This window comes from Peribacillus sp. NPDC046944 (assembly GCF_050272735.1).
Classification (GTDB): domain Bacteria; phylum Bacillota; class Bacilli; order Bacillales; family DSM-1321; genus Peribacillus.
In genome coordinates, this window is record NZ_JBNNML010000005.1 from 338792 (window position 1) to 357259 (window position 18468).

The 18468-nt window shown below is 39.4% G+C and carries 15 protein-coding genes and 1 riboswitch; of the genes, 3 read left to right on the forward strand and 12 right to left on the reverse strand.

Annotation, left to right across the window (positions count from 1 at the left end; translation table 11 throughout):
* Window positions 1-117: 117 nt before the first annotated feature.
* The 7 genes from ACQKIC_RS12090 to ACQKIC_RS12120 form a co-directional block, all read right to left on the reverse strand.
* Window positions 118-885, reverse strand: a complete 768-nt coding sequence (locus tag ACQKIC_RS12090) for a dioxygenase family protein (protein WP_402868872.1) — start codon at window positions 883-885, stop codon at window positions 118-120.
* A gap of 87 nt (window positions 886-972) precedes the next feature.
* Window positions 973-1731: a polysaccharide deacetylase family protein gene (locus tag ACQKIC_RS12095; RefSeq protein ID WP_402868874.1), complete on the reverse strand. Its 759-nt coding sequence runs from the start codon at window positions 1729-1731 to the stop codon at window positions 973-975.
* A gap of 207 nt (window positions 1732-1938) precedes the next feature.
* The gene (metH, locus tag ACQKIC_RS12100) at window positions 1939-5388 is read right to left on the reverse strand and encodes a methionine synthase (protein WP_427591166.1); all 3450 of its coding nucleotides are present in this window, start codon (window positions 5386-5388) and stop codon (window positions 1939-1941) included.
* Complete coding sequence (locus ACQKIC_RS12105; protein ID WP_427591165.1) at window positions 5381-7228, reverse strand: bifunctional homocysteine S-methyltransferase/methylenetetrahydrofolate reductase; 1848 nt, start codon at window positions 7226-7228, stop codon at window positions 5381-5383. Before ACQKIC_RS12105 ends, metH begins: the two co-directional genes overlap by 8 nt.
* Window positions 7229-7334: 106 nt before the next feature.
* A riboswitch (SAM riboswitch) is annotated at window positions 7335-7433 on the reverse strand.
* Between the two features lie 111 nt (window positions 7434-7544).
* Window positions 7545-8186, reverse strand: a complete 642-nt coding sequence (locus ACQKIC_RS12110; protein ID WP_427591164.1) for an MOSC domain-containing protein — start codon at window positions 8184-8186, stop codon at window positions 7545-7547.
* Window positions 8187-8671: 485 nt separating this feature from the next.
* Window positions 8672-9346 carry a phosphatase PAP2 family protein gene (locus tag ACQKIC_RS12115; protein ID WP_402868881.1) on the reverse strand — a complete coding sequence of 225 codons (675 nt, stop codon included), beginning with the start codon at window positions 9344-9346 and terminating at the stop codon, window positions 8672-8674.
* A gap of 89 nt (window positions 9347-9435) precedes the next feature.
* Window positions 9436-10278 carry a Ku protein gene (locus ACQKIC_RS12120; RefSeq protein ID WP_402868883.1) on the reverse strand — a complete coding sequence of 281 codons (843 nt, stop codon included), beginning with the start codon at window positions 10276-10278 and terminating at the stop codon, window positions 9436-9438.
* Between the two features lie 136 nt (window positions 10279-10414).
* Here ACQKIC_RS12120 and ligD point away from each other — a divergent pair, with 136 nt between their 5' ends.
* Window positions 10415-12277 carry a DNA ligase D gene (gene ligD / locus ACQKIC_RS12125; protein ID WP_427591163.1) on the forward strand — a complete coding sequence of 621 codons (1863 nt, stop codon included), beginning with the start codon at window positions 10415-10417 and terminating at the stop codon, window positions 12275-12277.
* Between the two features lie 84 nt (window positions 12278-12361).
* On the opposite strand, the gene dapF is transcribed toward ligD, so the two are convergent.
* The 5 genes from dapF to ACQKIC_RS12150 form a co-directional block, all read right to left on the reverse strand.
* On the reverse strand, window positions 12362-13348 hold the full coding sequence (gene dapF / locus ACQKIC_RS12130; RefSeq protein WP_402868888.1) for a diaminopimelate epimerase: 987 nt from the start codon (window positions 13346-13348) through the stop codon (window positions 12362-12364).
* A gap of 181 nt (window positions 13349-13529) precedes the next feature.
* Window positions 13530-14822 (reverse strand): NCS2 family permease, encoded by a 1293-nt coding sequence (locus tag ACQKIC_RS12135; protein WP_427591162.1) that lies wholly within the window; start codon window positions 14820-14822, stop codon window positions 13530-13532.
* A 158-nt stretch (window positions 14823-14980) separates the two neighbouring features.
* Window positions 14981-15553 (reverse strand): beta-class carbonic anhydrase, encoded by a 573-nt coding sequence (locus ACQKIC_RS12140; RefSeq protein ID WP_402868892.1) that lies wholly within the window; start codon window positions 15551-15553, stop codon window positions 14981-14983.
* Window positions 15554-15827: 274 nt separating this feature from the next.
* Window positions 15828-15968: a hypothetical protein gene (locus tag ACQKIC_RS12145; protein WP_402868894.1), complete on the reverse strand. Its 141-nt coding sequence runs from the start codon at window positions 15966-15968 to the stop codon at window positions 15828-15830.
* A 111-nt stretch (window positions 15969-16079) separates the two neighbouring features.
* Window positions 16080-16400: a DUF4870 domain-containing protein gene (locus ACQKIC_RS12150; RefSeq protein ID WP_402868896.1), complete on the reverse strand. Its 321-nt coding sequence runs from the start codon at window positions 16398-16400 to the stop codon at window positions 16080-16082.
* A gap of 199 nt (window positions 16401-16599) precedes the next feature.
* Here ACQKIC_RS12150 and ACQKIC_RS12155 point away from each other — a divergent pair, with 199 nt between their 5' ends.
* Together ACQKIC_RS12155 and ACQKIC_RS12160 are read left to right on the forward strand one after the other, a co-directional pair.
* A complete protein-coding gene (locus ACQKIC_RS12155; RefSeq protein WP_402956903.1) occupies window positions 16600-17382 on the forward strand; it encodes an undecaprenyl-diphosphate phosphatase in 783 nt (260 codons plus the stop codon).
* Window positions 17383-17737: 355 nt separating this feature from the next.
* Window positions 17738-18292, forward strand: coding sequence for a GNAT family N-acetyltransferase (locus ACQKIC_RS12160; RefSeq protein WP_402956901.1), 555 nt, complete (start codon window positions 17738-17740; stop codon window positions 18290-18292).
* The last annotated feature ends 176 nt before the right edge of the window (window positions 18293-18468 follow it).

Genomic DNA, 18468 nt, shown 5'->3' on the forward strand with positions numbered 1-18468 from the left:
TCGTCTTAAATAGACCTTTTATCTTTTTTAAGTCTATTTTTTCTAAAAAAAGATTTTTCTATTTTCGTATATTAATTCAAACAAGCTAGATTTCGTACGATTGAAAACCCTTTCAACTCAAGCAAACTCCCAAGCTGTCAAACTTAAGTTTCCATACTGAAAACTACGATGCAACATTTTTGCCTTTTTATTGGAATCTCCTGCTCCCATCGCAATGATCAAGGGAATGAAGTGACCTTTAAATGGCACCGCCTCGGAACTATATGGCCCTATTCTTTCATAATCAAACAAGGATTCCAAATCCCACTTCTCTACCTGTTCTTCCACCCAGTTTTCAAAACGGATTGCCCACCCCTCCGCAACATGCAGGTCTGGCTGAATCTGGTTAAAATTATGCACAATCCCACCGCTACCAATTATAAGGACGTTATTCCGTTTGAGAGCCCCCAGCATTTTCCCGATTTCATACTGTTTTTCAAACGGTAGGTCGGAACTGATCGATAATGAAACGATTGGTATATCAACTTTAGGATACATGAGATGCAACAGCCCCCATGCCCCATGATCGAGAGGACGCCTTTCATCAAGCTCCCCCCATATGCCCACTCGTGACAACAGGGTTAAAATCTTATCGGAAAGCTCCAAATTTCCTGAAGCGGGATAGGATACCTGGTAAATTTCTTCCGGAAAATCGATATAATCATAAAGGATTTCATGCTTCTTGACAGCTGAAACCAACTGTTCATCACTTTCCCAATGGGCTGACAGAATGACTATTGCAGTTGGCTTCTCAATTTCTTTTGTATAAGCTTTTAAAAACTCGGTGTAGCTATTCTCTTCCAAGGCTAATAATGGCGTTCCATGTGATAAAAACAACGATGGCATCATAAAAACTTTAAATCCTTTCCAAACTATGATCTTTAAATTAAAATCCAATTACCTTTAATTTACTATAGTTGAGCTTGGCTTTCACTAATTAAATTGAACCTTTGGGGTTGTCTCATCTATCGTATCAAAGATATAGCCTTCTTTTTTTAGGATTTCTATTATCTTCGGCAGCGCTTTAACGGTATTTTTCATACTGTTGATATCATGCAGCAGGATATTAGCCTGTTTTTGATTTTTCAAGCCTCTTTGCACGGATGTGATGATTTGATGTTCGCTTATAGTAGGACTGATTCCATCCGTTGAATCTATATTCCAATCTGTATATATATACCCTTTATCCGTTAGCTGCTGAAGTATTCCATTAATGATTGGTTTTGTGCTTGCTTGTTGTCTCAGACGATTTCGTGATCCACCGGGAAGACGAACGATTCGGCTTTTTATTCCATAATCTTTTTCTAACATCGTTTCAAGACGATTTAAATCCTCAAAAAAACTATTCGTGGAACGATACACGATTGAATAGTCATGTGTATAGGAATGTAAGGCAATTTTGTGGCCTCTTCCTATCATTTCTTCATAGCATTTTTTTGCATATGGCTCTTCATTACCTTTAACAAAAAATGTTGCCTTTACTTGATACCGGTCTAAGATGTCCAGGATATCCATTGTATTCGTAGAAGGCCCGTCGTCAAAAGTTAAATAAACTGTCTTTTGGTTTTCTTTACTTTTGACGAGCGGAGTTATTTCTTCCGGAATTATTGCATGTACGGGTCCGGCAAGTGTTTCACTTAGGATCATTGAAAAACAGAATACTATCGTATATAAGTGCAATAATTTCTTCATAATTATATCTCCCCCTTGCTTTTTACCATTAAGGTGTACTATACCAGGGGTTTCATGCATCAATTTTTTTTAGAATATAGGCATGGAATTATGGTCTTTAACAACTTCACTTTCTGTATCAGGAATTTATCACCATACTATTCTTAATGTGCTCTCGAAATTAACTCGCCATAATCAATAAGACAGCGGATTTAACCGCTGCCTTACTTATCTATCGACATTAAAATATCTAGCTTCAGGGTGTGCAAACACTATGGCGGAAACAGATGCCTCCGGTTCCATCATGAAACCTTCAGTCAATTCTACCCCAATATCCTGAGGCTGTAATAGGCGGAAGAGTTTTTCCTGGTCTTCCAGATTCGGGCAGGCTGGATACCCGAAAGAAAATCTTTGACCAATATACTTGGCAGCAAATCTCTCTTTCATGGTCATTTCGATAGAATCGCTAATTCCCAAATCGTCACGCATCATTTGATGGATTCTTTCAGCAAATCCTTCAGCCGTTTCGAGAGCAAGGGATTGTAGGGCATGATTTTTTAAGAAATCTCCCTCTTTCTTGAACTTTTCAGCCCACTTTCTAATGCCTCTTCCTGCTGTAACCAGGAAGAAACCAACATAGTCCATTTCGCCAGAAGAAATAGGCTTCGCAAAATCAGCCAGACAAAGGTTTGGACTTGTATCTTGCCTTGGAAAATCAAAAGTTTCCAATACTTCCTGATGATCCCCGGGATTGTATACCACTAATTTGTCACCATCACTTTGGGCGGGGAAAAATTGATAAACTGCATTTAATCCATATTCAGGTTCGGATTTCAGGAATTCAATCAAATCGTCAACCAAATCATTCAATTGTATAGCTTTATCGTTACCCTCCTTCAGTAATTCAGCCACCTTCCCTTTTAGACCCAGATGATGCCCAATCAACATCTGTCTATTGATATAGGGCTGAATGACTTCGAGTGGATATTTTTTTAGTATATGCCTTTTGACATCATGAGGTTTTTGAACCGGTACATTCCTTAGTGGAACCGCACTTACTGGCTTACGTTCCGGTTTTTCAATTAATGCGGCGATGGCAGCATTGGCTTTTGCCTTTTCACGTTTATTTTTCAGTTCCTCTAGGTATACCATTTTTCTGTTCGTATCATGTAGGATATTCGTAACGGCCAAACCATCCATCGCATCCTTAGAATATAGAACAGGCCCATCGTATTCGGGTGAGATTTTAAAATCGGTGAACTTACGGGATAATGCGGCACCACCCACCAAAATTGGGGTGTCAATCCCAGCCTGTTTCAAATCCTGTGCTGTTAAGATCATTTGCTGAGCTGACTTTACAAGCAGGCCCGATAAACCGATAATGGTAGGTTCATGCTTCCGTACTTCCTCAATGATTTGCTGTGGTGCAACCTTAATTCCAAGGTCCACTACTTCATAACCATTATTGGAAAGAATGATATCGACAAGGTTTTTACCGATATCATGGACATCCCCTTTGACAGTGGCCAAAAGAATTTTGCCTTTTTTAGCATGATCCTCTGAATTTTCCATAAGCGGTTCAAGATGTGAAACAGCGGCTTTCATTGCCTCGGCACTTTGAAGCACTTCTGCCACAATAAGTTGGTTATCATTGAATAACCGCCCCACTTCGCTCATTCCATCCATCAATGGTCCATTAATGATTTCCAGTGGAGCATCACCACGCTCTATGGCTTCATTCAAGTCCTCGATCAATCCTTCTTTTGTACCCTCGATTATGTAGTTACCTAACCTTTCATCTAATGGAAGAATAATTCCATCATCTTTCTTTTCAGCTTTTTTACCACGATAAAATTCAGTGAAGGTCGCCAGTGTTTCTGTTGAGGTATCAAATAAAAGTGCTTCAGCAAGCTTCACTTCCACTTCTGGTATTAAAGCAAACCGTTCGAGTTTTTCCGTATTCACAATCGCGTAATCTAGTCCAGCTTTCGTACAATGATAAAGAAAAACGGCATTCAATATTTCCCTTCCACGTGAAGGCAAGCCAAACGAAACATTTGAAATCCCAAGAATCGTCAAACATTCAGGGAATTTTTCCTTGATTGCTTTAATTCCTTTTACTGTTTCCAATGCGGAGCCAATATATTGTTCATCTCCTGTACCGACTGGAAATACAAGCGGATCAAAAATCAAGTCACTTTTCTTTAGGCCGTATTTGTTTACAAGTAAATCCACTGAGCGAGTAGCTACTTCTATTTTTCGTTCGGCGTCTACCGCCATACCAATTTCATCAATCGTTCCTACTACGACAGCCGCACCGTATTGATGAATAAGTGGAACGATTTTTTCAAACCTTTCTTCACCATCTTCGAGATTGATTGAGTTTATGATGGACTTCCCTTGGGAATGTTTCAAGGCTTGTTCAAGAACGGCTTCATCAGTTGTATCGATGACTAAAGGGACCTTAACCTTTTTGACGACCTCTTCAATGAATTCTTTCATGTCACCGAACTCATCTCCATCAGGGTCTGCCAGACAGATATCAATGACATGCGCACCTTTCTTAACTTGTGCCCGGGCAATCTCCGCTGCTGGTTCGTATTTCTTGGCACGAATCAATTCCTTGAATTTACGAGATCCAATGACATTCGTTCGCTCTCCGACAAACAGGGGTCGCATTGAGTCGTCATAAATAAGCGGCTCGATGCCAGATACGGCATGACCATGTGCAGCCTCAGGTAATTTCCGTGGTTGAATATCTTTAAGTACTCTTGAGAGCTCTTTAATGTGTTCAGGAGTGGTACCACAACAGCCACCAATGATATTGACCCAGCCTTTTTCTGCAAATTGTTTCATTTTCTCGGCTAGGGAAGTGGGAGATTCATGGTAATGCCCCTCTTCATCAGGCAATCCTGCATTTGGATAACAGCTAATCGCATTGTCGGATAGATCTGCTAGAGTACGGATATGGTCAATCATAAACTCTGGGCCTGTCGCACAGTTCAAACCGACAGCCAGAGGGTTCATATGCTCTACCGATAAATAAAATGCCTCTATGGACTGACCGGCTAACGTCGTTCCCATCGGCTCGATTGTTCCTGAAATCATTATCGGTACTTCCTTGCCAGTTTTAGCGATGGCCGATCTAATTCCAGAAAAGGCCGCCTTTACATTGAGCATATCTTGACAGGTTTCCACGAGTAATAAGTCTACCCCACCGTCTATAAGGCCAAGTGCCTGTTCCTCATATGAATCGGTCAATATATCGAAAGTCGTTCCACCTGTAACAGATAAAGTTTTTGTCGTTGGTCCCATGGAACCCGCTACATACCTGGGCCAATTATCACTTGAATATTTTTCACATGCTTTTACGGCAAGCTCTGCCGATACTTTATTAAGTTCATATGCAAGCGTGCTTAATTGATATTCTTCCAGCACTAAGCTTGTGGCACCAAAGGTATTAGTCTCTATAATATCGGCACCTGCCGCTAAATATTTTTCATGGATGGTTTGAATGATTTCAGGACGGGTTAACGATAAATACTCATTACACCCTTCGTATTGTTCTCCACCGAAATCCTCGGCCGTTAAATCTTCAGCTTGAATCATGGTGCCCATTGCTCCATCAAGAAGAAGAATCTTTGATTGTAATTGCACGTTAATTTCCCTTTTACTCATGTCCTGCCACCTCAGATGTTTGTTTACGATCATGATTCTTAATATATGTAGTAAGTTCCGCTGTCATTTCATAGCGTAAGAAAGGCGTTATTAAGTAAATTCCCTTGAACCTCTCTTGGGCTGCGTCTACCAATTCCCTTGCTATATTTATAGCTTCAATCCTTGATTTTACTGGATCAGCTCCCGCTGAGGCCATTGCTTTCCGTACACTGTCAGGTAATTTAATCCCCGGTATTTCATTATGGATGAATTCGGCATTCCTCGTACTGGTAAGGGGCATTATCCCCATGAAAATCGGTGTTTCCAAATGTTTTGTCGCCTGATAGACTTCTTCTATTTGTTCTACTGAATAAACTGGCTGTGTCAAAAACGAATGAGCACCGCAAGCGATTTTCTTTTCCATTCTCTGAACAGCCTTATCGAGATATTTCACATTTGGATTAAAAGCTGCGGAAATCTTGAAATTAGCCCGTTTCCCTAGACTTTGTCCGGAATAGGAGTAGCCCTCATTGAATTGCTTAACCAGACTTATCAAATCGAATGAAGATAAATCATAGACAGACGTTGCCCCCGGGAAATCACCAATCTTAGAAGGATCCCCAGTGATAACTAAAACTTCATCCAGCCCGACCGTATGCAATCCCATTAAATGGGATTGTAACCCAATAAGATTTCGGTCCCTGCACGTAATATGGACCATCGGATTCACCCCTAATTCAGCCTTTAATAAATTGGCTAAGGTCGAATTCGATATCCTTGGTGAAGCAAGTGAATTATCAGCTAAAGTAATGGAATCCACCCCAGCTTTTTTCAAGGCTTCAGCTCCTGCCATAAACGTTTCGATTCCTAACTTTTTCGGTGGATCAAGCTCAACTAGGATCGTTCTATCCGTTTTTGCCTTTTCATGAAGAGCTAATTCTTGTTTTTGGTTATTCACTTCAATAATTTCTATATGTCGAGCTTTCGTAATTTTTTCCTTGACTGGCGCTAAAGTGCCAATCATTTCGTTCACAGCTTGTATATGTAGTGGTGTCGTACCACAGCAACCCCCTATAATGGTTGCTCCTTGTTTTCGTAATTCGAGTGCACTTGAACCGAAATATTCTGGTTCCGCTTTATAGACCAGTCTCCCATCCACATAATCTGGAAGACTTGCATTAGGATAGATGGCAATCGACGCCTGCATAGGCAATTTCACTTCTTCCAGTGCCCTTATCATATGATGGGGGCCCAGACGGCAATTCACCCCAACGACATCTGCACCTAGGTACTCTAGCTTTTGAAAAGCTTCATTCAAATGAAATCCATTTTGAAGATTTCCAAGTTCATGCATCGATACATTTGCAATAATCGGCAGGTCCGTTTCCTTTTTAGCAATTTGAAGCACCGTTTCAAGCTCTTCAAAATCATAGAATGTTTCAAGAAGAATTCCATCGGGATCTTCCAGGAGCAAACTGTATAATTGTTCTCGAAAACCCCGTTTTATTTCTTCTATACTTAAATCCGATTTACGTATACTACGCTGGGCCCCAATTGTACCAAAAACATAAGCCTTCCCTTTCGCTACTTGTTTAGCAAGGCTGACTCCTTGGCGATTGATCCGACTGACTTCTTCCTCCAGCCCATACCGTTTCAATTTATTGAAATTGGCACCATATGTATTGGTTTGCAGAATATCTGCACCCGCTTCTAAATAGGCCCTATGTATAGACTCAATTTTATCAGGATTGGTGCAATTTATTTCCTCATAACATTGATCGATTCCATAGGAGTACAACAACGTACCCATCGCGCCGTCTCCAACTAGCATTCTTTCCTTCAATTCACTACGAAAATCCAATTAGTACACCCTCTCTTAAAAACACTATGGTTTTTGTCGGTTTCTATGAGTGTGAGAGTAAAGAAAAAAAACCTTCTCAAAGAAGAAGGCTTTTTTCGAAACATTCTCCTCATCTATCAAGCTCTGCTTGCTGGATTTAGCACCTTTGCCTAGGCTGGTTGCTGAGGTTTCATCGGGCCAGTCCCTTCACCTCTCTCGATAAGATTTATTAAGTTTAATTTTCTAAACATTTCAAAATTTATTTATATTTAATTTACATGAATCATCTGATAATTTCAAGAGTATATTTATCATTTTTTCATTTTCTTCAGACTTTTTAACGATACATCCTTTTAGAAAGCAAGGCTCCCCATTTTTCCGACAAGGATTCAATGGAAAGCAAGGACATTGCCCCCTCCTCCCCATCACGCTTATGAAGGATGACATCCGTTGCATAAAGTACCGTAACCTTATCTTGAAGCCGATCCAATAACACGATATCATCTTGTTGGCCAATTACCCCTTCTTGTATAACCCTAGCAAAATAGCCAGTTAGATTAGTGTCCATCACCAATTTCAAAAACTCTGGCTCTTTGTTAAAGTGGGAGATGGTCGAGCAAGGAATACGCCCCTGTGTAATCTGAATAACGGTCCCGCCAATGCGATAGATATCGCCTATAAACGTTTGACGTTCAGTCATTCCAGCAATCGTCAAATTCTCCCCAAATGCAGGGATGGAAAGCTGCTTATTGAATGTTCGATTCCATAAATCATAATGCTCAAAGGGATAAAAACATAGAGCACGGTCAGGCCCTCCATGGAACTTTCTGTTACCCACTCCATCCCTATCAATCCCTGATTTTGTTACGGTGATATAGTCGATGGCCTTCTTATCCATTGCCGTTTTGATCTTTACCCCCGAAAGCTCCTCCTCTTTTGGCATCCCAATTTGAAGAGACATGATTTTACGATTTTCCATTGGACATCTTCCATTTCTTTTAAATTTCCAGATTGCAATAAAGAAACATTCTTTATATTCAATCTATTCAATTATTTGATTATACCAAAAAAAAGCAATAACCTCTTTACTAGGTATAAAATTCGATGTGAAAAGAGAATGATATAAAAATAATCCCTTTGTTTTAGTAATTTAGTTGCTATTTCCAAATTAATTATGATAGAATATGAACACAATATATAGTCGAAAAAGACAATCCGTCGCCTATATGTTGATTCACGATTAATTTCCTCATTGTCGCTCTTTAGGGGGCGAATTTTTTTGTCTCCTTTTAAAAAGGGTGGAAAACTGTAGATCCTTACTAATTATTTATACCTAACAAGTAACTACCAAATTGAACAGGCGACCTTCTTTTAATGAAAATTTATAGGTGCGATCATTACTTTCCTCACAGTACACCACTTTTTTGATAATTTTGGTGATTTTCTTATGCCTTCATTTTCCCCTTAGCTTCTATTTTTTCGCCCCTTATATTCCAGGTATCGTAACAGCCATGCCGATATCGTTAGCCAAGCAGCTCCGGCAACAAAACCTGCCACAACATCGCTCGGGTAATGCACCCCTAGATAAATGCGGCTCCATCCAATGACCAATGAAGCCAAAAAAGCCAAAAACCATATAATGCCGTTCATATATTTACTTTTGACGATTCGTAAACATACAACTGCAATGCTTCCGTAAACGATAACCGAAGCCATAGAGTGACCACTAGGAAAACTATATCCGGAAACGGATAATAATGGAGCGATATCGGGTCTTTCCCTTTGAAAAAGATATTTTAGCCCCCAATTAAATACCCCACCCATTGCTGAAGTGATTATTAAGTATAAAGCAAGCTGTTTTCTTCTGTATAAGGCCAAAATCAAGGCAAATATACCAATTAGTACGACTATCCATGTCACCGACCCAAAAAATGTGAGCGTAGTCACAAAGCTGATAAATTGTTCACTAAAGGGCACTTGGATGAAATTGATAAGGACTTTATCAAATTCGATTAACTCCCCTTCCTTCAGTTCTTCCACAATTTCAATAAAAATGAAAAAATAAACTAGGATTAAACCAGCCATCATGGCAATATAAAGAAGTTTTTTTGAAATATGTATGCTAAAAAAGTTATGCATTCTCGGACACCACCTTTTCCCTCATTTACCACGCTACCTCTAGGATAAAACAAAAAAAGCCTAAGCGATAGATTTCGCTCAGGCTTTTTTTACGCTTGTTTCTTTTTAGGCTCCGCTCTTTTGCGTGTCGTCTTTTTCTTTACAACCATTTTCTCCGGCTTCGTCCTGTCAATGGACGCTTGTAAAGCTGCCATTAAATCCGTCACATTATTGGCCACGGGTTCTTTAGATTTTGCTGTAATGGTTTTCTCGCCAGTTTTCTTTGATTCAATCAATTCAAGCAAAGCTGTTCGATAATCATCTTTGTATTTAGTCGGATCAAACGTCGATGTCAACTGATCAATTAATAATATGGCCGTATCGATTTCTTTTTTTGCAATGGCATCATTAGCAGGAATATTAGGAACGTCGGTTGCAGAACGAACCTCATCAGGGTAATGAATGGTTTCCATCAACAATGTGTTATCCACTACCCGAAGGATAGCCATTTGTTCTTTGGAACGAATGATGATTTTAGCGAGACCAACCTTGCCTGACTCCAAGAGTGCTTCCCTCAAAAGAGAATAGGCTTTTGTACCGCCATCGTTTGGAGACATATAATAGCTTCGGTTGAAATAGATTGGATCAATTTCCTCTATTTTAACAAAATCAATGATTTCCACTGCCTTATCTTCATTTTGTTTTTTTAATTGCTCAAGTTCATTGTCTTCTAGGACAACAAACTTTCCTTTTGTATACTCAAACGCACGAACAATATCATCCTTGCCTACTTCTTTCTGGCAAACTGGACAAACCTTTTCATATTTTATCGGTGAATGGCATTCCTTATGCAAAGTTCGTAAGGATATATCCTTATCTTCCGTTGCCGCATGAAGCTTTATCGGGATATTCACCAAACCAAAAGAAATGCTGCCTTTCCATATTGTATGCAAATTCCTCACCTCATCGTTGATTAATTGATTCACTGTTATTATCATTCCCATTTCTTTCAAAAAAATTATATCTCAATCTTAAAATTAAGATTTTATGGGGAAAATACTAATAAACGCAATGAACGGAGGGAAAAATGTGATAAAACCAATGTTGCCCACCTATCATCCAGAAGCTCCTTGTTCTAAGGAATGGATGTATGAAGTCAAATATGATGGCTTTCGGGCCATTTTAACGATTGAAGAAAGTAAAGTGGCAAAGCTGACGAGCCGGAACGGAAAAGAGTTGCTGCCTCTTTTTCCGGAAATCGGTGAATTCCTAGAAACCTTGAACCTCGAAGGTATACTTCCCCTTCAACTAGATGGAGAACTAGTTTGGCTAACCAATGAAGCCAAGGCAGACTTTTCCGAGATACAGTGGCGTGGACGTTTGAGAAACCAAACATTGATATCCGAGGCTTCCACCCTCTCCCCATGCCGATTCATAGTGTTTGACTTACTAACCTTAAATGGAAAAGACATTACCAAACAAAACTTGTCGGAACGGAAAGCTATGTTGAAGGGCTTAGGAAAGAAACTTCATTTCCCAGAAAATCCTAGCCCCCATGAAGAAAGCCCAATCCAACTGATTGGAAACTATGATACTGCAAATGAAGCGATGAACAAGGTCATTCTCATGGATGGGGAAGGGATTGTAGCCAAGAACATCAACAGCATATGGCACGAAAAACGGTCAACCTCCTGGATCAAGGTGAAAAATTGGAGGGTATTCCCCTGCTTTATCACCGCTCTTCATAAAGAAAACGGATATATTTCAATTTCCGTTTATAAAGACGGTGTAATTACCCCGATTGGGAGCGTCAAAAATGGCATGAGTGCCCAGGATAAAACCATTTTACACGAATTGATTAAAAAAAATGCCGTCGAAGAGAATGCGAAGTTCTTTTACCTCCATCCTTCCATTTGTATCGAAGTGCAATTTCTGCATGTTCATGAAGAAAATGAATTACGGGAGCCTCAGTTTTCCCAGTGGCTGTTGCAAACGATACCAAGTGAATGTACTTGGGAGAGGTTCCTTATCAGTCAATTTACTTTTCCGGAGTCGGTCCATATAACATCACCAGATAAACCGATTTGGGCATTTAAGGATAGAAAGGTGATAAAAGTTGAATACCTCCAATATTTACGGGAGGTGTCATCTCATTTCTTGCCTTTTCTAGCCGACAAACTTCTGACAACAATTCGTTACCCTCATGGCGCAATGAACCCTGAACGTTTTTTTCAAAAAAATAAGCCAGAGTATGCGCCCGCATCGATTCAAACGTTCCTGAATGAAGACATCGAGTATATGCTATGTAATGAACTGGAAACATTGCTTTGGTTTGGCAACCAACTTGCCTTGGAGTTCCATGCACCATTTCAGAAAGCTGGCTCTACTAAACCAGATGAAATTGTATTGGATCTTGACCCTCCCTCGATTGAGTATTTTAACTTGGCGATTCATGCCGCTCTTGAAATAAAGAAAGTCTTGCTTTCATTACATATAGAAGCATTCGTAAAAACTTCAGGAAATAAGGGATTACAGATTCATATTCCACTACCGGAAGATACTTTTACTTATAAAGAGACACATATTTTCACTGATTTTCTTGGTCAATACTTAATAAGCTCCTTTCCAAATGACTTTACCTTAGAGAGAATGAAGAAAAATCGACAAAATCGACTTTATCTCGATTTTGTCCAACATAGTGAAGGGAAAACCATTATCGTCCCTTATTCCCCTCGTGGAAATCATTTCGCCGGGGTAGCCACTCCCTTATCATGGGAAGAAGTGAATGAAAACCTTAGACTGGAAGATTATACAGTGGAAACTGTACCTAACAGGATCAAAAGGTTGGGCTGCCCCTTCAAGAATTACAGGCAGATTGATAACGGCCCAGCATTTCTAGAGGTTTTATCCTTCCTTAAACAACAAAAGGGGCCTTATAAGTCCAAAAAATAAAACAGGTGAAGAAAAACGAATCGTTTTTCTTCACCTGTTTTTCTTTTTTTATAATAATTTACTGATTTGACAGCCTTTTGTCCCTTACCATTTCGTTTTCAAAAAGCTTTGTACTTCATCCTGCATCTTTGCATATAATTTTGTTTCCTCTTCATATTCATGTTTTTCAAGCACTGTGAAAACCTCTGGCTGATCGATGTCTATTTCAAGCAACGCTTTGAACTCATAGGTTGCATTTCCAATCAGGTCAATGGAATACGCATTACTCTCTTCATCATGGTGAACGATACATTTCACTTTTCCACCGTTGTTATAAACGGAAATTTCCTGTTCAAGCGAATTAAGTCCAATCGAGCAAGTAACCAGACTTGAAGCCGACATCGCAGTTCCACAAGCATTCGTGAAGCCTACACCTCTTTCGAAGGTACGAACATAAATGCTCCCAGGTGTCAGTTCTTTTACAAAACTGACATTGACCCCATCCGGAAACAGGTCATTCGGTTGGTTCACTTTCGTGGCAAGCTCTTCCTGTAAATTACTTTGCAATACATCGCTATCCACTAAGGTGATCAAGTGTGGATTTGGGACAGCCAATGCCGAAAATAGGAGGGAATCATGCAACTCAGGGAGCAATTCATTTAACAACTGATCCTTTTCTATTGCAAGCGGAAGATCCTTGACCCTAAAGCTGACCGGAGAAATTTCCACTTTGAATGTTGGAATTCCCGCATAAATATCATCCGTTTTTTCGACGAGTAAATTCACTTTCATCGTCTCAACAGTCATTTTATCAAGCCCTAAAACGTCATTCGTATACCTGGCCACACACCGAAGTCCATTACCACACATGGATGCTTCTGATCCATCTGCATTAAATACCCGCATTCTGGCATCTGCATGCTCACTTTTCATGACAAATAGAATGCCATCCGCTCCAAGCTTTTCTCTATTGCAAAGGACCTTCGCTAATTTTTCGCGTTCTGCCTCTGTAAAGGTCAGAGTTGTTGTTAATTCATCAATAATTAAAAAATCATTGCCCGATCCATGAATTTTAAAACCTTCAATTAACATCCTGTCACATCCTCAATGCTGTTCATTTATTTTAAATATTCTTTATCATAGCATTATAAGTTCGAACATGTCATCGGGAAAATTCCAATTAAGCGAATATTCCATCAAGAAAGCCGAGTTGCCATACAATAAAAAGCCTGTGGAGGCAATTCTACCCACTCCACAGACTCTTCAATTCATATTAACCTATTATAAAATAGATAATAAACAATATAGCGCTAACATACATTGGACCTGAAACTTCTTTCGCCTTACCTGTGACCACTTTCAGGAATGGGTATAGAATAAACCCGAAAGCCATTCCATCTGCAATACTGTAGGTAAATGGAATGAAGGTAATGATTAAAAGTGCGGGGATGCTTTCTGTATAATCGCTAAAGTCCATTTTCTTAATATTTTCAAGCATGAGCATGCCGATAATGATTAAAATTGGCGCAATGGCACTATCCGGAATCACCTTAATTACCGGAATAAATAAAAGTGACAGAAGAAACAAGAACCCCGTGATGACTGATGTTAAACCGGTCCTGCCCCCTGAGGCGATGCCTGCAGCGGTCTCAACAGTGGCTACCGTCGGACTGGAACCGATAGGGCCAGAAAGAAGAACGGAGACACTCGTTGCCTGTAGAGACTTCTTATAAGCCTCCGGACGTTCGATGCTGTTCACATGTCCGTGTACAAGACCAATGTTTTCAAAGATTAGTACCATGGTCATCGCAAAAACACTTATCCAAAATTCAATTCGCCCCACCTCGATAAATGTCAGTGAAAAAAAGAGTTCACTATAAGAGGCTGTATCCAAACCGGAAAAGTGGATATTCGAGATTTCAATCGTGCCAAAAAAGTACGCTATACAGCTACCTATGATGATCGTGATCATAAAGTTTCCTGGGACATTTTTAATAAATAAAGCAATGGCAAGTAAAAATGTCAAAATCGTTGCTAGAACAGATGGGTCACTCAAATGACCAAGTCCAAGAAGCGATGAAGAGCCCCTTGTAATAATCCCACCCTTTTCCAAACCGATTAACAGCAAAAATAAACCAAGACCAACAGAAATGGCGTCTTTTATGGAACCTGGAATGGAATCATTAATCAATTTCGAGAACTTTGTAAAAGCCACGATTACAAAAATGAGGCCCGAAACAAAAACAGCTCCAAGAGCCGATTGGAAGGATAAGCCCATTCCTTGAACCATTGTGTACGCGAACAGGGCATTGACGCCCATACCGGGGACGATGATTATTGGTACATTAGCCCACAACCCAATCAAGATACAACTCACTGCGGAAAGGATAATGGTTGCAATCACCGCTCCATTAATAGGTATACCTGCTTCAGATAAAATCAGGGAATTCACTACGAGAATATATACGATTGTGAAATAACCAACCACACCGGCAAGAATTTCACGTTTTCCATTTGTTCCATATTGGGAAAAATGAAAAAACGTTTCTAAATTTGTGTTCTTCATGTAGTATCCTTACTATGTTGTCCCTCGCCCACCCGCTTGTATAAGTGACAAACTGCACTTCGTGATTTTAACAAATATTCATTTAAAAATAAATAGAAACTCTTAAAAATGAAAAAGCTGATGGGATAATTCCATCAGCTTTTGGTACATTGTTTTTATTATTTTTCTATGTGGTCATAACCGTTAACGACCAGTTCCAATTTGCCTTTATCCGGAGAAATGATAAGTCCATGGACAGGAACATTCTTTGGAATCAGAGGATGGCTTTTAATAACCTCTACACTATTTTTTAAACTTTCATAAACATCATCAAATCCACGAAGCCAACTCTTGATATCGATGCCTGAAGCTCCGATTGTATCGATTGTTTCCTTTTGAATGCCACGTTCTACCATTTTTTCTACCGTAACATCAGCATTAACAGAAGCCATGCCGCAATCATGATGAGGGATGACGAACACTTCATCCGCCTTCAATTCATATATAGCAATCAAGATACTACGCATGACGCTACCAAACGGATGAGAAACAATCGCTCCGGCCGTTTTCAATATTTTCACATCACCATTTTTGACATTCATTGATTTTGGTAACAGCTCAACAAGGCGAGTGTCCATACAACTGACGATAACCATTTTCTTTTCAGGGAATTTGTCTGTTTTGTACTTAACATATTCCTCTTTTTCAACAAATTGCTCATTATAATCTAGAATTTCATTAAGTAAACTCATACCTTCACCCTTTTTCTATGTATTCTATTATGTATTACTATTTGATTATATCAAATCTTTAGACTATTAGCCAAAAAAATTGCCTAATGCTAACCTGATGCTAAAAGGAACGATGATGATGTACGGCTACACAAACCCCAGATCGCAAGTTTGCAATCCTCCTCCATACGCAAAGGGAAACTAAGAAGAGGTGTATTGGCCTTGAATATCGTTTCCCAATCCTTCGACAGCACCATACTTGATAGCCACCTTCTTTCCGGTGCCACTCATAATTTCAAAAGAATAAGAACCCTGCTGAAGTTTGTATGGATATCCATTCATTCTTGTCATAATTATAAATCATTCTATTGATCTTCACGAGGGACTTTGTACCGTTTTCTTCATAATAACCAATGAGTTCGCCTCTTCGGTTCATGGCCGATACTTTATTGATAACCCCTCCTTTTTATTATACTCGGCTAGTAAATGACCCTTGTTCCATCATAAAAAAAGGGATCCGCCTAAGCAGAATCCCCCGATGTAAAACTTATAAAATCCTAAATATGAAGGGAATGCGATAGTCGACCCCTTCATAAGCTCTGACTGCAGCTATAATTGTAAATACAACTAAAGCTATACCTATGACCGGTAATAGTACTGCACCAATCAATATGATTACAAGTAGACCAGCGACGATGGAATATACCGTATAAGAGATAAAGAAGTTCAAATATTCCCTTCCGTGATAATCTACAAATTGGGATGAATCCTTCTTAACTAACCATATGACTAAAGGACCGACAAAAGCGGTAAAAAAGCTAATTACATATATTAGGGCAGCAAACACTCTTTCATCTTTAGTGGGCATGTGTTCTGTTCCTCCTTTCTTATATGAAATAATACGATTCAAAAAGCAATTAGTTTCATTTCTTACATGTTTTTTTAAAAAAAGTAAGTCTTTTTTCCCCCATCTTAAAACGTTAACGGATAAAAAACCGAATAAGTTGGCCCTTCCCACGCATACAGATTAAATAGTGGATTGTCCACGTAAGAATGGAGGGATATATTTGCTAAATGAATTCCAGGCCTTCATCCTTGGAATCATCCAGGGCTTAACTGAGTTTTTACCGATTTCAAGTACAGGCCATTTATATCTGGGGAGGCACATTTTCCATCTTGACGAAGCTGGCATCTTTCTAGATACTATGCTACACATTGGAACTTTACTTGCTTTATTGGTCGTTTACAAAGATGAAATCATATTCTTATTGAAAAATCCATTCTCAAAATTGACGCTTCTTCTGGTAATAGGAACGCTTCCGGCTGTTATTGCCGGTCTCCTTTTAAGTGATTGGTTTGACAGCCTTTCAAAAACAGGGTTGACGATTGGTTGGGAATTCCTCGTAACCGGAATGATTCTATGGTGGGCCGATGGAGTCAATAAAGGGAATAAGAAACTAGATGATATCTCCATAAAAGATTCCTTTATCATCGGTACCTTTCAGGCGGCTGCAATCATGCCTGCCTTATCACGTTCCGGATTGACCATCGCAGCTGGTCTTTTTTGCAGGCTTGACCGGGCAACAGCCGCCTATTTTTCTTTTTTACTTTCCATCCCTGCTATTTCCGGAGGAATCGTCTTTCAGATGAAACCCATTTTCACGGGAGAGGTTGAAAGGATCCCTTTCATGGCTCTTTTGATTGGGACCCTCGCTGCCGCAATCTTTGGATATATAGCCGTAGTCTGGATGATTGATTTCTTAAAGAAACGATCTTTGAAGGTATTTTCCATGTATGTCTGGGCACTCGGTACGATAATTTTATTCATGCAATTCACTGGACGATTTTAACAAAATAAAATAGCAACTTTTCTTAGTAAAATGCTGACAATCGGGCTCAAAATCAAGTTGAATGCTAACCAAAACCTTCCCAATTTCCACCTTCAAAAAAAAGTTAGAAATTGACGAAAAAAAAGGCAAAAAACCTATTCCCAAACCGTTTATTTTTTAGTATTATACCTTCGTAAGGTTCTTTAGATTTAAATACTTTCTGAAAATAAAAATAGGGAAGGCAAATGGTGCGCCACCGGTTTCCGGTTCTAGTGGGTTCGATTCCCACCCCGAAATTTTTTGATGAACGACTTAAAAAATTTCGAGGGTGGGCAGCGGCTACGCATAAGGACTGCCCTCAAACGGAGGGACGGAAATGTTAAAAAAGAGAGATTTTGCAGATTGTTTTTCTCTTTATGAACACATGACTCATCCAGATGTCTTCCCTTTCGTGCGCCATAAAGTAGATTCATATGAAGAATATGTATTCATTACTAAGCAAACGATTGAGGCTGAAGAAAAAGGTGAGCTCATTTCACGAACAATCTTAGATGAATGGGAAAATCCCGTTGGTTGTATTTCTTTATACGATATTGAAAACGGAGCTGGGTTCCTAGGTACATGGCTTGGAAAACCTTTTCATGGTAAAGGGTATAATGCCGTTGCCAAAGACGCCTTCTTCAAGGAATTATTTTTTGAGCTCGGCATGGAAACGGTTTTTATGAGGATTCGCAAAATAAATATCCGTTCCATTAAAGCAGCCGAAAAGCTTCCCTATGCGATCAAGGCAAATGAAACCAGAAAAGCTCTCTATGATCAAATAAATCAAAAGGAAGACATTTATGATTTATTTGAAATTCCCAAGGATTTATACACCTTGCATATCCTTAGACAGGATAATGATGAAGACCAGCAATTACTTGAAGCTTAATCTTAATAAAGGCATGCCAACTCTTTCTTACGAAAGAAAAGGTACCCTATCATTTATATACAGAAAACGGAAGCGTCCCGGATTTGGGACGCTTTTTTTATGTTTATTTACATTTCCCCCTCTTTTAGCCATATGGAGTACAATTTTTCTGGGCCGAATAAGCATATACCCTATTA

Excerpts from the sequence above, each read along its gene's own strand:
- metH (WP_427591166.1), bottom strand. The coding sequence starts at position 5,388 with ATGAGTAAAAGGGAAATTAACGTGCAATTACAATCAAAGATTCTTCTT.
- ACQKIC_RS12160 (WP_402956901.1), top strand. The coding sequence starts at position 17,738 with ATGTTAAAAAAGAGAGATTTTGCAGATTGTTTTTCTCTTTATGAACAC.
- ACQKIC_RS12140 (WP_402868892.1), bottom strand. The coding sequence starts at position 15,553 with ATGAGTTTACTTAATGAAATTCTAGATTATAATGAGCAATTTGTTGAA.
- ACQKIC_RS12115 (WP_402868881.1), bottom strand. The coding sequence starts at position 9,346 with ATGCATAACTTTTTTAGCATACATATTTCAAAAAAACTTCTTTATATT.
- ACQKIC_RS12095 (WP_402868874.1), bottom strand. The coding sequence starts at position 1,731 with ATGAAGAAATTATTGCACTTATATACGATAGTATTCTGTTTTTCAATG.
- ACQKIC_RS12110 (WP_427591164.1), bottom strand. The coding sequence starts at position 8,186 with ATGGAAAATCGTAAAATCATGTCTCTTCAAATTGGGATGCCAAAAGAG.
- ACQKIC_RS12150 (WP_402868896.1), bottom strand. The coding sequence starts at position 16,400 with ATGCCCACTAAAGATGAAAGAGTGTTTGCTGCCCTAATATATGTAATT.
- dapF (WP_402868888.1), bottom strand. The coding sequence starts at position 13,348 with ATGTTAATTGAAGGTTTTAAAATTCATGGATCGGGCAATGATTTTTTA.
- ACQKIC_RS12135 (WP_427591162.1), bottom strand. The coding sequence starts at position 14,822 with ATGAAGAACACAAATTTAGAAACGTTTTTTCATTTTTCCCAATATGGA.
- ACQKIC_RS12145 (WP_402868894.1), bottom strand. The coding sequence starts at position 15,968 with ATGAACCGAAGAGGCGAACTCATTGGTTATTATGAAGAAAACGGTACA.
- ACQKIC_RS12090 (WP_402868872.1), bottom strand. The coding sequence starts at position 885 with ATGCCATCGTTGTTTTTATCACATGGAACGCCATTATTAGCCTTGGAA.